Source organism: Mesorhizobium sp. M0136 (assembly GCF_040322515.1).
GTDB lineage: Bacteria > Pseudomonadota > Alphaproteobacteria > Rhizobiales > Rhizobiaceae > Mesorhizobium.
The window spans coordinates 82,349-96,080 of the sequence record NZ_JAMYTP010000008.1 but is presented as its reverse complement, the minus strand read 5'-3'; the positions used below and the strand labels follow the sequence as shown (position 1 = coordinate 96,080).

The 13,732-nt window shown below is 64.2% G+C and carries 12 protein-coding genes; 8 read left to right on the top strand and 4 right to left on the bottom strand.

All coding sequences use genetic code 11. The features are described 5' to 3' along the window. Positions 1–162: 162 nt before the first annotated feature. On the bottom strand, positions 163–1,695 hold the full coding sequence (locus NKJ35_RS11925) for a helicase HerA-like C-terminal domain-containing protein (RefSeq protein WP_352647193.1): 1,533 nt from the start codon (positions 1,693–1,695) through the stop codon (positions 163–165). Positions 1,696–1,970: 275 nt separating this feature from the next. Here NKJ35_RS11925 and NKJ35_RS11920 point away from each other — a divergent pair, with 275 nt between their 5' ends. The 4 genes from NKJ35_RS11920 (at position 1,971) to NKJ35_RS11905 (ending at position 6,220) form a co-directional block, all read left to right on the top strand. Then, positions 1,971–3,413 (top strand): methylmalonyl-CoA mutase subunit beta, encoded by a 1,443-nt coding sequence (locus NKJ35_RS11920; RefSeq protein WP_352647191.1) that lies wholly within the window; start codon positions 1,971–1,973, stop codon positions 3,411–3,413. Then, positions 3,410–5,533, top strand: a complete 2,124-nt coding sequence (gene scpA, locus NKJ35_RS11915) for a methylmalonyl-CoA mutase (RefSeq protein ID WP_352647189.1) — start codon at positions 3,410–3,412, stop codon at positions 5,531–5,533. The genes NKJ35_RS11920 and scpA overlap by 4 nt, the downstream gene beginning before the upstream one ends. A 73-nt stretch (positions 5,534–5,606) precedes the next feature. Beyond that, positions 5,607–5,837, top strand: a complete 231-nt coding sequence (locus NKJ35_RS11910) for an AbrB/MazE/SpoVT family DNA-binding domain-containing protein (RefSeq protein WP_352647187.1) — start codon at positions 5,607–5,609, stop codon at positions 5,835–5,837. Further along, complete coding sequence (locus NKJ35_RS11905; RefSeq protein WP_352647185.1) at positions 5,834–6,220, top strand: type II toxin-antitoxin system death-on-curing family toxin; 387 nt, start codon at positions 5,834–5,836, stop codon at positions 6,218–6,220. Before NKJ35_RS11910 ends, NKJ35_RS11905 begins: the two co-directional genes overlap by 4 nt. On the opposite strand, the gene NKJ35_RS11900 is transcribed toward NKJ35_RS11905, so the two are convergent. Next, positions 6,217–6,690, bottom strand: coding sequence for a GreA/GreB family elongation factor (locus tag NKJ35_RS11900; RefSeq protein ID WP_254819923.1), 474 nt, complete (start codon positions 6,688–6,690; stop codon positions 6,217–6,219). The two genes, NKJ35_RS11905 and NKJ35_RS11900, sit on opposite strands and share 4 nt — an antisense overlap. Before the next feature lie 121 nt (positions 6,691–6,811). Here NKJ35_RS11900 and NKJ35_RS11895 point away from each other — a divergent pair, with 121 nt between their 5' ends. Continuing rightward, the gene (locus NKJ35_RS11895; RefSeq protein ID WP_352647183.1) at positions 6,812–8,188 is read left to right on the top strand and encodes a TIGR03808 family TAT-translocated repetitive protein; all 1,377 of its coding nucleotides are present in this window, start codon (positions 6,812–6,814) and stop codon (positions 8,186–8,188) included. Here the strand turns inward: NKJ35_RS11895 and NKJ35_RS11890 are convergent. Together NKJ35_RS11890 and NKJ35_RS11885 are read right to left on the bottom strand one after the other, a co-directional pair. Beyond that, the gene (locus NKJ35_RS11890) at positions 8,181–9,185 is read right to left on the bottom strand and encodes an asparaginase (protein ID WP_352647181.1); all 1,005 of its coding nucleotides are present in this window, start codon (positions 9,183–9,185) and stop codon (positions 8,181–8,183) included. The two genes, NKJ35_RS11895 and NKJ35_RS11890, sit on opposite strands and share 8 nt — an antisense overlap. A 26-nt stretch (positions 9,186–9,211) precedes the next feature. Next, positions 9,212–10,378, bottom strand: coding sequence for an acetyl-CoA acetyltransferase (locus NKJ35_RS11885; RefSeq protein ID WP_352647179.1), 1,167 nt, complete (start codon positions 10,376–10,378; stop codon positions 9,212–9,214). 228 nt (positions 10,379–10,606) lie between these two features. Between NKJ35_RS11885 and betI the strand changes: the two genes are divergently transcribed. From betI to NKJ35_RS11870, 3 genes are read left to right on the top strand one after another with little or no spacing between them, the layout of a single operon-like run. Further along, the gene (betI, locus tag NKJ35_RS11880; protein WP_352479501.1) at positions 10,607–11,197 is read left to right on the top strand and encodes a choline-binding transcriptional repressor BetI; all 591 of its coding nucleotides are present in this window, start codon (positions 10,607–10,609) and stop codon (positions 11,195–11,197) included. Further along, positions 11,194–12,723, top strand: a complete 1,530-nt coding sequence (gene betC, locus NKJ35_RS11875; RefSeq protein WP_352647176.1) for a choline-sulfatase — start codon at positions 11,194–11,196, stop codon at positions 12,721–12,723. The genes betI and betC overlap by 4 nt, the downstream gene beginning before the upstream one ends. Further along, positions 12,723–13,730, top strand: a complete 1,008-nt coding sequence (locus NKJ35_RS11870; RefSeq protein WP_502904632.1) for a threonine/serine dehydratase family protein — start codon at positions 12,723–12,725, stop codon at positions 13,728–13,730. Before betC ends, NKJ35_RS11870 begins: the two co-directional genes overlap by 1 nt. The last annotated feature ends 2 nt before the right edge of the window (positions 13,731–13,732 follow it).

Genomic DNA, 13,732 nt, shown 5'->3' with positions numbered 1-13,732 from the left:
GAAAGCGGCTTCGGGTCCGAAGCGCGACATTGTCGGCGATTGTCAGAAAGGTCTCGAAATGGCGCATAGCCGCCGTCCGCTGTCCTCCAGATCTGGCTACTGGCGCTCCATGCCAAGGCAGAATTTGCCAACACCGATGCCCGCCTTCGGGTCCGATGCTCTTCACCGCCCCCTGGACAGGCTGCCCAGAATGCCGCGGACGATCGCTCGTCCGACCGACGAGCCGACCGAGCGCACCACGGATTTGATCGCAGCCTCCGCCACCGTCTGGCGGTTGGAGGGCCGCGGCGCGCGGCGGCCGCCGGTCGGCTGGGGATCGTCGTTGCCGAAGCCGGGAATGGTCCAGCGCGAACGGCCTGCGTCCTGTTGCTGCGCCTGTGCCTCCTGGGCGTCCTTGGCCTTTTTCTGCAGGATCTCGAAAGCGGATTCGCGATCGACGGTCTGGTCGTACTGTCCCGCAACCGGGCTTTCAGTGATCAGCTTGCGGCGCTCTTCGGGCGTGATCGGGCCAAGGCGCGATGATGGCGGGCGGATCAGCGTCCGCTGCACCATGGACGGCACGCCCTTGGCTTCCAGCGTCGAGACAAGCGCCTCGCCGGTGCCGAGCTGCGTGATCACGGTTGCGCAGTCGAAATCGGGATTGGGCCTGAACGTCTCGGCCGCCGTCTTGACGGCCTTCTGTTCGCGCGGCGTATAGGCACGAAGTGCGTGCTGCACGCGGTTGCTCAACTGGGCCAGCACGGTTTCAGGGATATCCAGCGGATTTTGCGTGACAAAATAAACGCCGACGCCCTTCGAACGGATCAGCCGGACCACCTGTTCGACGCGGTCGATCAGCACTTTCGGCGCGTCGTCGAACAGAAGGTGCGCCTCGTCGAAGAAGAAGACCAGCCTCGGCTTGTCCGGGTCGCCGACCTCGGGCAGTTCCTCGAACAGTTCCGACATCAACCACAGCAGGAACGTCGCATAGAGCCGCGGATTCATCATCAGCTTGTCGGCGGCGAGCACGCTGATGGCGCCGCGTCCATCGCGCGTGGTGCGCATGATGTCGGCGATCCGCAATGCCGGCTCGCCGAAGAAATTGGCCGCGCCCTGCTGCTCCAGGACCAGCAGCGTGCGCTGGATGGCGCCGACCGAGGGCTTCGTCACATTGCCGTAGCGATCGCCGATCTCTTCGGCGCGGTCGGCGATGTTGGCAAGCAGTGACCGCAGGTCCTTCAAGTCGAGCAGCAGAAGGCCTTCCTCGTCGGCGATGCGGAAGGCGATGTTCATGATGCCTTCCTGTGCCTCGGAAAGGTTCATCAGCCGCGACAGAAGCAGCGGCCCCATCTCCGAGATGGTGGCGCGGATCGGGTGGCCCTGCTCGCCGAACAGATCCCAGAAGATGACCGGGAATTCCTGGAATTCATAGGGATCGAGCTTGACCTGCTCGGCCCGCTTGACCAGGAAATCCTGCGCCGCCCCCATCATGGCGATACCTGACAGGTCGCCCTTGATGTCGGCGCAGAACACCGGCACGCCGGCATTGGAGAAACCCTCGGCCAATATCTGCAGGGTCACCGTCTTGCCGGTGCCGGTCGCGCCGGTGACCAGGCCGTGACGATTGCCATATTGCAGCAAAAGCTGTTCGGGCCGCTGATAGCTGTCGTCCGGCTTGCGGCTGGCTCCTATGAAGATACTGGTGTCGTCGGCCATGTGCCCGGTCTCCGCAAACCTATAGGGTTGAATGCCCTGATCCCTTGAAGAAAAGGGAGCCCCGCCGCAGGTATAGTGAGGCCATTGCGCAGCGACAATGGGCGTCGTCGAAAATGGCTTTTGGAGCTTGCGGAGCCTGCCCATGTTTGGCAATCGATTGACGGTCGCAGTCACGCAAGACGTGTTGCACGGCGTGTACGCTGCATTGTGATATGCGACCGGGGAACGTAGACTGACGTAGCTGGCCGCTGCGGCCGCTAGAATGAGGAGAACGGATGGGCGCCGGTGCCTTGACCCAGGATGCCGAACTTCCGAACGCCGACCGGCAACGATGGCTGGCGCTGGCGGAGAAGGCGCTGGCCGGCGGGTCCTTCGAGGAAAAGCTCGTCTCGCATACGGACGACGCCATCCGCATCGAACCGCTCTACGAGCGTTCGGTAACCGCCGAGCCTGTCGTGCGCGCCAACCCGGGATCACCGTGGATCGTCAGCCAGCGTATCGACGATCCGGACATAGGCCGCGCCAGTGCGCAGGCGCTGGAAGACGTCGCGCAGGGTGCCACCGGACTGTCGCTTGTCTTCGAGGGTGCGCCGAACGCCTTCGGCTATGGCTTGCCGAGGACGGCGGAGGCGCTGGAGGGCGTGCTCGACGGCGTGCCGCTCAACCGCATCCAGATCCGCATCGACGCCCATCCCTGGAGCCGCGCCGTGGCCGACTGGCTGGTGGCGTTTTTGACCAAGCGCCGCTCCGACCCGGCAAAGCTCAACCTCTCCTTCGGCATCGATCCGGCGGCGATTTTTGCCGGGACCGGCAGGCTGCGCATGTCGATCGACGCTTTACAGGCTTCGATGCCGCAATCGCTGGCGCATTTCTTTTCGATGGGTGTGCCCGGCGTGCTGCTGGAGGCCGACGGGCGGGTATTCCACAATGCCGGCGCCACCGAGGCGCAGGAGCTTGGCACCATGCTCGCCTCGGCCGTCTCCTATCTGAGGCTGTTCGAGAAGGCGCGCCAGCCGCTCGTCTACGCGGCGCCGCATATCGGTTTTGCGCTGAGCGTCGACCAGGACCAGTTCGTATCGACGGCGAAGGTCAGGGCGTTGCGCAGGCTGTGGGCGCGTGTCCAGGAAGCCTGCTCGATACCGCCCTCCACTGCCAGCATCCATGCCGAAACCTCCTTCCGGATGATGACGGCGGCCGACCCGGAAAGCAACATCCTGCGCACCACCATCGCCGCTTTCGCGGCTGCCGCCGGCGGCGCGGATTCGATCGCCATCCTGCCGCACACGATCGCGCACGGCCTGCCCGCGGGTTTTGCCCGCCGCGTTGCCCGCAACGCGCAACTGATCATGGCCAATGAAAGCCACATCGACCACGTCGCCGATCCGGTTTGCGGTTCGGGCGCCGTCGAAGCGCTGACTGCGGAGCTCTGCGCGGCGGCCTGGCAGGAGTTCCAGCAGATCGAGGCGGAAGGCGGCGTGCTGACCAGCCTTGAGCAAGGCCACATCCAGAGGCGCGTCCAGGCAGCTTCCGCGCGCCGCAACACAGCCTACGAGGCGGGCGAACGGGCGATCGTCGGCACGACGCTGCACCCGTCGAAGACCGAGCGTCCGGTCGAGACGCTGGCGGCGGCGCGGCGGCCTGCCTTCGACGAAGGCGTTGCGGTGTGCGAGCCGCTGTTTCCGATCCGCATCGATCAGTCGATCGGAGCGGTACCATGATCCCGGATTTCAGCCAGATCGCCTGGTCGCCGCCACGGCGGGCGCCTGTCGAGGTCAAAGATCAGCGGATGACGCCGGAAGGCATCGCCATCAAGCATCTCTACAACCAGGGCGATCTCAAGGGCTTGCCTCATCTCGATACCTATCCGGGCCTGCCGCCCTTCGTGCGCGGCCCCTATCCGACGATGTATGTCCAGCAACCCTGGACGATCCGGCAGTATGCCGGCTTCTCGACGGCAGAGGAGTCCAACGCCTTCTACCGGCGCAACCTTGCCGCCGGCCAGAAAGGCCTCTCAGTCGCCTTCGATCTCGCCACGCATCGCGGCTACGACAGCGACCATCCGCGCGTCGCCGGCGATGTCGGCATGGCCGGCGTCGCCATCGATTCCATTCTCGACATGCGCCAGTTGTTCGACGGCATCCCGCTTAACGAGATGACGGTATCGATGACGATGAACGGCGCGGTGCTGCCGATCATGGCGCTCTATATCGTGGCGGCGGAGGAACAGGGCGTCGCGCAGAAGGATCTCGCCGGGACCATTCAGAACGACATCCTGAAAGAGTTCATGGTGCGCAACACCTATATCTATCCGCCAAAACCTTCGATGCGGATCGTGGCGGACATTTTTTCCTACACGTCGAAGCACATGCCGAAGTTCAATTCGATCTCGATCTCCGGCTACCACATGCAGGAGGCGGGAGCGACGGCGGACCTCGAGCTCGCCTACACGATTGCCGACGGTATCGAATATGCCCGCGCCGGCGTCGCGGCCGGCCTCGACATCGACCGTTTCGCTCCGCGCCTTTCCTTCTTCTGGGCCATCGGCATGAATTTCTTCATGGAAGTCGCGAAGCTGAGAGCAGCGCGCCTTTTGTGGGCCAGCCTGATGCTGAAGAATTTTTCGCCGAAGGACGAGCGTTCGCTGTCGCTGCGCACCCATTGCCAGACTTCGGGCTGGTCGCTGACGGCGCAGGACCCCTACAATAACATCATCCGCACCATGATCGAGGCGATGGCCGCGACCCAAGGGCATACGCAGTCGCTGCACACCAATTCCTTCGACGAGGCAATGGCGCTGCCGACCGACCATTCGGCCCGCATCGCCCGCAACACACAGCTCATCCTGCAGAAGGAGTCCGGCACGACGCGCATTATCGACCCGTGGGGCGGCTCCGCCTATGTCGAACGGTTGACGCATGACCTGGCGGCGCGTGCGCTTGCGCATATCGAGGAGGTCGAGAGCCTCGGCGGCATGGCCGCGGCAATCGAAAAGGGCCTACCGAAGCTGCGCATCGAAGAGGCTGCCGCGCGCACCCAGGCGCGCATCGATTCAGGCGAACAGGCCGTGGTCGGCGTCAATGCCCACCAGCCCGGGACGGACATCGAAGTCGACGTGCTGAGGATCGACAATGCCGAGGTCAGGGCACGGCAATTGTCGAAGCTGCAGCGGCTGAAAGGCACGCGTGACGTCGCTGCCGTCGAGAGCGCGCTCGATGCGCTGACCCGTGCTGCCGGGAGTAACGGAAACCTGCTGGAATTCGCCATCCGGGCGGCGCGCGCCAACGCCACGGTCGGCGAGATTTCGCTGGCGCTGGAAAAAGTCTTCGGCCGCCATGTCGCCTCGGTGCAGACGATCTCCGGCGTCTATCGCAACGCGCTTGGTCACAGTCCAGTGGTCGATCGGCTGCAGGACAAGATCGTGGCGTTCGAGGAGAAGTCGGGCGGCAGGCCGCGCATTCTGGTCGCCAAGATGGGCCAAGACGGCCATGATCGCGGCCAGAAAGTGATCGCCACCGCCTTTGCCGACCTAGGCTTCGACGTCACCGTCGGGCCGATGTTCCAGACGCCGGAAGAGATCGCCAGGCTGGCCGTCGAGCATGACGTGCACATCGTCGGCGCCTCGTCGCTGGCTGCGGGCCATTTGACGCTTATTCCCGAACTCAAACTTGCGCTGAAGAAGCTCGGCCGCGACGACATGCTGATCGTCGCCGGCGGCGTCATTCCACCACAGGATTACGACGCAGTCCGGCAGGCAGGCGCCGCCGAAATCTTCCCGCCCGGCACGGTTATCCCGGAAGCGGCGGAGCGGCTGATGGACCAGCTGCTGCAGGCCGGCTGACGCTTTGTTATAATGTCTGTTGCAACGAGAAACACGCAGAGTTATAATCAGCGTTGCAACAGGATGTCTCACCATGAACACCACCATTCGCAAGATCGGCAATTCCGAAGGCGTGATCCTGCCGAGGGAAATTCTCGACCGCATGAACCTGAAGGCGGGCGACAGCATCGTCATCATTCAGGAAAGCGATGAACTTCGTCTGCGCCGCACCGAGGACACTGCTGAAGAATTCGAGCGCAAGATGAAGATCGCGCGCGAGCGGATGAAGAAGTATGAGGTAGCCTACCGCGCGCTCGCAAAATGACCGAGCATCATTCGCGGGAATTCGTGGAGGCGCTTCACGCCGAGCAGCTGCGCCTCCACGGCGGCGCAGCGGGCATCCGCGACGAGGGAATGCTGGAGTCGGCTCTCTACAGGCCGCAGCAGAGGGAAATCTATGGCGAGCCCGATCTCTGTGAGCTGGCGTCCGCTGATCTTTTCGGTATCGCCAAAACCCATCCATTCGTCGACGGAAACAAGCGTACTGCTTTCGCGGCGGCCGATCTGTTCCTTTATTTCAATGGCTTGAGCATCGAAGCCGAGCAGGCGGACATTATTCAACTGGTCATGATGGTCGCCGCCGGCGAAATCGACGAGGCTGGTGCCGCGGCGTTCTTCCGCGATCATGTCGTCAAGCTCGAAGACTAACTGTCGGAGAGCTTGACGATCTCCCACTCCTTGCCATTGACCACGGCAACTTCGCCGACCTTCTTGCCGAACAGCGCCATCGCCATCGGCGACACATGGGAAATTGTCCCCTTGGCGGGATTGGCCTCATCCTCGCCGACGATCTTCCAGTGCACCTTCTTGCCGTCGTCGCTTTCCAACGTGACACCCATGCCAAAGCGAACCATGTCGCTGCCCGGCTCCGGCACCGAAAGTTCGGCGCTTTCGCGCCGCGCCGTCCAATAGCGAAGATCACGCGACACCAGCGCGATGCGCTCGCGGTCGGCCCGCTTTTCGGCTCTGCCCAGTTCGTCGCGCAGAGCGGCCACCTCCGCGTCGATCAGCGCCAGGCCGCGTTCCGTCACCAGATTGCGATGATGGCTGATCGGCCGCTCGCCGATGCCAGCGATGGCGTTTTCGCTGTCTTCCTCGCGGGTGAAGGCCCTGCTCATCCGACGAACTTATGCCTGACGCGACGACTCCACAAGCCGTAGCCGGCGAACCGACGTCGGGGCCGATCCTGTCTGGCACGAATCCTGCGGCGCGACCGTCGAACACAAGGAATCTGTGCCGATGTTGAACAGACGAACGCTGCTTGCGCAGACCGCCGGATTTGCCGTCATGGGGCTTTCGCTCGGTAAGGCAGCGGCGAAAAACCTGCCCGGCATCGAGAGAGCCGCGTTGCGCGGCGCGATCAACGCGACCGATCTCGGCGTCCGGCCCGGCGCGCTTGACGACCAGAGCAAGGCTTTCACCAAGCTGTTGCGCGACGCGCACGACCGCGACATGCCGGTGTTCCTGCCGCCGGGGACCTATATCGTTTCCAACCTGTCGCTGCCCGGCCGCGTGCGCCTGTCCGGGGTGCCGGGCGCATCGCGGATCGTCTATGGCGGCAATGGCCATCTCATCATGGCAGAACAGGCCGAGCATATCGAACTCAGCGGGCTGGTGTTCGACGGCAGCAAGCGCTGGATGGGCGACTACACGCAAGGCCTGCTCGATCTGCGCCGCATCGTCCATCTGGTCGTCGACAACTGCCAGATGACCGGCAGCGGCAAGAACGGTCTGGCGCTCGAACACGCCTCGGGCCGCATCGAGCGCTCGGAGATATCCGGCGCGGCCGACGCCGGCATCTATTCGGTCGAGGCCGCTGGCCTGGAAATATCAGGCAATAGCGTCTCCGACTGCGCCAATGGCGGCATACTCGTGCACCGCTGGCAGGCAGCGGAAGACGGCACCATCGTCAGCGGCAACCGCATCGAACGCATCCAGGCGCGCAGCGGCGGAACCGGCCAGAACGGCAATGGCATCAATGCCTTCCGCACCGGCAACGTCATCATCTCCGGCAATATTGTTTCGGACTGCGCGTTTTCGGCGATCCGCGCCAACAGTGCCAGCAATGTGCAGATCACCGGCAATACCTGCTCGCGCTCGGGCGAAACGGCCGTGTATTCCGAATTCTCATTCGAAGGCGCGATCATCGGCAACAATATTGTCGATGGCGCCGCGAACGGCATTTCGATCGTCAATTTCAACGAGGGCGGCCGCATGGGCGTCTGCTCCGGCAACATCGTCCGCAATCTGTCGACCAGCGGCCCCTACCCTGCCGACGCGCCCGGCTTCGGCGTCGGCATCAGCGTCGAGGCAGACACCGTAGTTTCCGGCAATGTCGTCGAGAATGCGCCGCTCTACGGCATGCAGATCGGCTGGGGACCGTTCATGCGCAATGTGGTCGCCACGGGAAACGTCATCCGCAAGGCCGGGACCGGCATCGTCGTCACCGTGGTCGAAGGTGCCGGGACGGCAATCATCTCCGACAACGTCATCGACGGGGTCCAGCACGGCGCGATCGTCGGCCAACGCTGGACCGAGCCGGTGACCGGCGATCTCGCCGCATCAGGCAATGCCGGCTACGCGCATTTGACCGTCGAGCGCAACCACGTCAGTTGAGGGTGGCCGTCGGCCGGAGCGCGCCAACCTTGGCGCCGATCCGGCTTTCGATGGGCGGATTTGCCTGTTCGACCAGTTTCGCCGCTACAATCTTGTCGGCGTGCAGCAGCTTAGCCAGCACGGCCGCGACCATCGCTTCAGCGGCGCGGCCGGCGCCATCGTCGCATTTCAGTGCGATGCCAAGGCCGAGTTCCGGAAGGGCGGCGCAAAAAACACCTTCGGCGCCTCCCTTGACGAAAATCCGCCCGGGCGCGGCCTCCATCATCGCAACATCGGACCTGCCCGTGCCGGCGACGAAAAACGGCTCGGCCATGCAGGCGGAGAGCAGCCGCTTCGCCGCCCGGGCGCGCACCGGCTCGAAGCCGGCACCTGTCGCCATGCGGGCAAAGCCAAGGGCAAAGCTGCGCAGCGGCACGGCATAGGTCGGAATCGAGCAGCCGTCGGTGCCGCGGTGATCGGCGTCATGGGCAGCACCGGTCACCGCCTGCATCGCTTCGCGCACCATCTCCTGCGAGGCATGGCCAGCCTTGACGTAACCACGATGGGCGATGCCGCTGTGAACGCATGTGCATAGAAAGCCTGAGTGCTTGCCGGAACAATTGTTGTGCAGCGCGCTCGGCACGCTGCCGGCGCGGGCAAGTGCCAGCGTCGCTCCATGGCTCGACGGCCAATGCGCGCCGCATTCGAGTGCCGTCTCGTCCAGGCCGGCCTTCGCCAGCATGGCGCGCGCCAACTCGACATGTGGCGGCTCGCCGGAATGCGAGGCGCAGGCCAGCGCCAGCTCCCGATCACCGAAGCCGTAGGCATCGGCAGCGCCGCTCTCGACCAGCGGCAGCGCCTGGATCGCCTTGACCGCCGAACGCGGGAACACCGGCTGTGCCGTGTCGCCGATCTCCCAGACAGGCTTGCCATCGGCGTCGAAGACGGCAACAGCGCCGCGATGGGCACTCTCGACGATTGCGCCGCGCAAGACTTCGACCAGAACCGGATTTGCCATGTCACCTCCCGCAAATGCGGGCGGGTTTATCTGATCCTGTCGAGAATGGAAACGTAGTTGGCGACCGCGGCACCACCCATGTTGAAGATGCCGCCGAGTTTTGCTCCCGGCACCTGCATGCCGCCCGCCTCGCCGACAAGCTGCATGGCGCTCAGCACATGCATGGATACGCCGGTGGCACCGATCGGGTGGCCCTTGGCCTTCAGCCCGCCCGACGGATTGACCGGCAACCTTCCATTCTTCGCCGTCTCGCCATCCAGGGCCAGCTTGGCGCCCTCGCCGGGCTTGGCCAGGCCCATCGCCTCATACTCGATCAGTTCGGCGATGGTGAAGCAGTCATGCGTCTCGACAAAGGAAAGGTCGCCGAGCGTCACGCCCGCCTGCTTCAGCGCCTGGTTCCAGGCCTGCTCACAGCCCTCGAAGGCGAGAATGTCGCGCTTCGACATCGGCAGGAAATCCTGCACATGCTCATTGGCGCGAAAGGCGACGGCGCGGCGCATCTTCAGCGCCGTGGCCGTATCAGCAAGGACAAGCGCGGCGGCGCCGTCTGAGACCAGCGAGCAGTCCGTGCGCTTCAGCGGACCGGCGACGAAGGGGTTTTTTTCGCTTTCCTGCCGGCAGAACTCGTAACCGAAATCCTTGCGCATCTGCGCATAGGGATTGTCGACGCCGTTCTTGTGGTTCTTGGCGGCGATCATCGCCAGCGCATCCGACTGATCGCCGTAGCGCTGGAAATAGGCTTGGGCGATCTTGCCGAAGACGCCGGCGAAGCCTGCCGGCGTGTCACCGTCCTCCGGCAGATACGAGGCCTTGAGCAGGTTCTTGCCGATCTCGGGACCGGGCGTCGTCGTCATCTGCTCGGCGCCGACCACCAGCACGATACGGGCGGCATTGGCGTCGATGGCGCGGATGCCTTGCCTGACTGCCGCCGAGCCGGTGGCGCAGGCGTTCTCGACGCGGGTCGCCGGCTTGAAGCGCAGCCGGTCGTCGGCCTGGAGTACCAGGCTCGCGGTGAAATCCTGGGCGGAAAACCCGGCGTTGAAGTGGCCGAGCACGATCTCGTCGACGTCATCCGGACCGATGCCGGCATGATCAAGCGCTTCGACTGCCACCTTGGTGATCAGGCCCTCCAGCGTCTCGCCTTCGAGCTTGCCGAAGCGCGAATGCGCCCAACCGACGATGCATGCTGTCATGGCGATCTCCATCCTGTGGACCCGGGCTACGCGATACTTGGCGCGCGCCCTCAGCATTGTTCAAGCATGAACCGTTCCGCCGGCTTCGTGAAGGGGCCAGAACCGCACAATCGCTTGATCTTGAACATCTGGTCATAGTGCCTGGCTTTTGCCAGCAAATCAGACCGGATTTTTGTTGATTGATGCGTCAATAAAAAATAATCTTGGTGCCAACAGGCCGGAGCAAGAATGCCGAAACTCGGAATGGAACCGTTGCGCCGCAGGGCGCTCATCGACGCAACGATCTCGGCGATCGGCGAGCGTGGTTCGCTCGATGTGACGATGTCGGAAATCGCCGGGCGCGCCGGCGTGTCCTCGGCGCTTGCCCACCATTATTTCGGCGCGAAGGACGAATTGCTGCTGGCGACGATGCGCCACATCCTCAGCGAACTCACCGCCGATACGCGCCGTGCACTTCGCGCGGCCGGCACGGCGCGCCAGCGCGTCTCGGCGGTGGTCGCGGTCAACTTCTCCGACGTCCAGTTCCAGCCCGAAACGATCGCCGCCTGGCTCGCTTTCTATGTCGAGGCGCAGAAGTCGTCAGCACTTCGTCGGCTGCTCAAGGTCTATGCGCGGCGGCTGCATTCCAATCTGCTCAGCGGGCTGACCGGCATCCTGCCGAGGAGCGAGGCCGACCGGGTCGCCGAAGCGACGGCGGCGCTGATCGACGGGCTCTATATCAGGCGCGCGCTGAAGGACGGCGTCCCCGATGCCGCGACCGCAATCGCACTGGTCGAGGACTATCTCGAAACGAAGCTCAGCGGACGGCAGAAGCAGTGACATCCAAGCGACCCAACATCCTGATCGTGATGGTCGATCAGCTCAACGGAACGCTGTTCCCGGATGGGCCGGCGGACTTCCTGCACGCGCCGCATCTGAAGGCGCTCGCCGCGCGTTCGGCGCGGTTTTGCAACACTTACACTGCCTCGCCGCTCTGCGCCCCGGGCCGCGCCGCATTCATGAGCGGCCAGTTGCCGTCACGCACCGGTGTCTATGACAACGCCGCCGAATTCGCGTCTTCGATCCCGACCTTTGCCCATCATCTGCGCGCTGCCGGTTATCACACCTGCCTCTCCGGCAAGATGCATTTCGTCGGGCCGGACCAGTTGCACGGTTTCGAGGAGCGGCTGACCACCGACATCTATCCGGCCGATTTCGGCTGGACACCCGACTATCGCAAACCCGGCGAGCGCATCGACTGGTGGTATCACAATCTCGGCTCCGTCAGCGGCGCCGGTACTGCCGAGATCACCAACCAGCTGGAATATGACGACGAGGTCGCCTTCCATGCGGTGCAGAAGCTCTACGATTTTGCCCGCGTCTCCGACGATGCCGCACATCGGCCCTGGTGCTTGACGGTTTCCTTCACCCATCCGCACGATCCTTACGTCGCACGGCGGCGCTACTGGGACCTCTACCAGGATTGCCCGGCGCTCGAGCCCGAGGTCGGCTTCATTCCTTACGACAGGCAGGACCCGCATTCGCAGCGGCTCTACCGCGCCAGCGACTATGACAGGTTCGACATCACCGCTGAGCAGATACGCCGCGCACGGCGCGGCTATTTCGCCAACATCTCCTATCTCGACGACAAGGTCGGCGAATTGCTGTCGGTACTCGAGCGCACGCGAATACTCGACGATACGATCATCCTGTTCTGCTCGGACCATGGCGACATGCTTGGCGAGCGCGGCCTGTGGTTCAAGATGTGCTTTTTCGAAGGTTCGGCGCGGGTGCCGCTGATGATCGCCGGCAAGAGCATACACGCCGGGCTAATCGAGACGCCGGTTTCCAATCTCGACGTGACGCCGACGCTTTGCGACCTCGCCGGCATCGACATCAGCGCGATTGCCCCGTGGACCGACGGCCAGTCGCTGCTGCCGTTGCTGAACGGAAAGAAACGCTCCGCGCCGGTGCTGATGGAATATGCCGCCGAAGGCTCCAACGCGCCGATGGTGGCGATGCGCGAGGGTCGCTACAAATTCATCCATTGCGAGATCGATCCGCCGCAACTGTTTGATCTTGAATCGGATCCGCGGGAATTGACCAATCTCGCCGCCGATCCGCCCAATGCGGCTTTGGTGGCCGCTTTCACAGACAAGGTGCGGGCGCGCTGGGACATGGCGGCGTTCGATGCCGCGGTGCGTGCCAGCCAGGCACGCCGCTGGGTAGTCTACCCGGCGCTGCGCAACGGCACCCATTATCCTTGGGAATTCCAGCCGCTGCAGAAGGCATCGGAGCGCTACATGCGCAACCACATGAACCTCGACCTGCTCGAAGAGCAGAAGCGCTTTCCGCGAGGCAAATGATGGCAGACCGTCTCGTCCCCTCGCTCGACCATCTCAGGCAGGCCTATGCCGTCACCTCCAAGGCAACGCAGGTCACGCCGCTGCTGGAATCGGCGGCACTCGCCCGCGAGACCGGCGCTGCCCGTGTCTTCGTCAAGGCCGAATCGCTGCAATGGGCCGGATCGTTCAAGGTGCGCGGCGCCTCCTGGCGGCTGAAGAAGCTCTCGCCTGACGAAACCAAAAAGGGCGTCGTCGCCTACTCCTCCGGCAATTTTGCGCAGGGGCTAGCGGCGGCAGGCCAGGCGCTTGGCATTCCCGTCACCATCGTCATGCCGATCGACGCTCCGGCCGCTAAGCGCGACGCCACATCGGGCTACGGCGCGCGCGTGGTGCTGACTGACCATGGCGAGCGCGCGCGTGAGGAAGTCGCCGCCGCCAAGGCGCGCGAGATCGCTGCGAGCGAAGGCCTGGCGCTGCTGCACCCGTTCGACGATCCGGAGATCGTCGCCGGCCAGGCCGGTGCCGGGCTGGAGGCACTCAATCAGCTCGCCGCCAGGCAAGCGGAGGCCGATCTCTTGTTCTGCTCAGTCGGCGGCGGCGGCCTGATCGGCGGCGTTTCGCTGGCCTTCCATTACCTGTCGCCCGCCACGGAGATCATCGGCGTCGAGCCGGAAGGTTTTGACGGCATGGGGTCGTCGCTGGCGCATGGCGCCATCGAAACCATGCCGATCGGGCCGAAATCGATCTGCGACGGGCTGATGTCGCGGCGGCCGGGCGAGGCGCCGTTCGCAGCGGTGAAGGCGGCCGGCGTTCGCGGCGTCACCGTCGACGATGCGTCGGTGCGGCGCGCCATGCGCATCGCCTTCGAGCGGCTGAAGCTGGTGCTCGAACCATCCGGCGCTGCTTCGCTGGCGGCGGTGCTCGGCGGCAAGGTCGACGTCACCGGAAAGACCGTTCTCGTAGTGGCGACCGGCGGCAACGTCTCGCTGGCCGATTTCATTGCGCATATGAACCACGGGCGCGCATGAAC

Bases quoted from the DNA above. Each gene is read 5' to 3' on its own strand.
- NKJ35_RS11925 (WP_352647193.1), bottom strand. From the start codon at position 1,695: ATGGCCGACGACACCAGTATCTTCATAGGAGCCAGCCGCAAGCCGGAC.
- NKJ35_RS11920 (WP_352647191.1), top strand. From the start codon at position 1,971: ATGGGCGCCGGTGCCTTGACCCAGGATGCCGAACTTCCGAACGCCGAC.
- scpA (WP_352647189.1), top strand. From the start codon at position 3,410: ATGATCCCGGATTTCAGCCAGATCGCCTGGTCGCCGCCACGGCGGGCG.
- NKJ35_RS11910 (WP_352647187.1), top strand. From the start codon at position 5,607: ATGAACACCACCATTCGCAAGATCGGCAATTCCGAAGGCGTGATCCTG.
- NKJ35_RS11905 (WP_352647185.1), top strand. From the start codon at position 5,834: ATGACCGAGCATCATTCGCGGGAATTCGTGGAGGCGCTTCACGCCGAG.
- NKJ35_RS11900 (WP_254819923.1), bottom strand. From the start codon at position 6,690: ATGAGCAGGGCCTTCACCCGCGAGGAAGACAGCGAAAACGCCATCGCT.
- NKJ35_RS11895 (WP_352647183.1), top strand. From the start codon at position 6,812: ATGTTGAACAGACGAACGCTGCTTGCGCAGACCGCCGGATTTGCCGTC.
- NKJ35_RS11890 (WP_352647181.1), bottom strand. From the start codon at position 9,185: ATGGCAAATCCGGTTCTGGTCGAAGTCTTGCGCGGCGCAATCGTCGAG.
- NKJ35_RS11885 (WP_352647179.1), bottom strand. From the start codon at position 10,378: ATGACAGCATGCATCGTCGGTTGGGCGCATTCGCGCTTCGGCAAGCTC.
- betI (WP_352479501.1), top strand. From the start codon at position 10,607: ATGCCGAAACTCGGAATGGAACCGTTGCGCCGCAGGGCGCTCATCGAC.
- NKJ35_RS11870 (WP_502904632.1), top strand. From the start codon at position 12,723: ATGGCAGACCGTCTCGTCCCCTCGCTCGACCATCTCAGGCAGGCCTAT.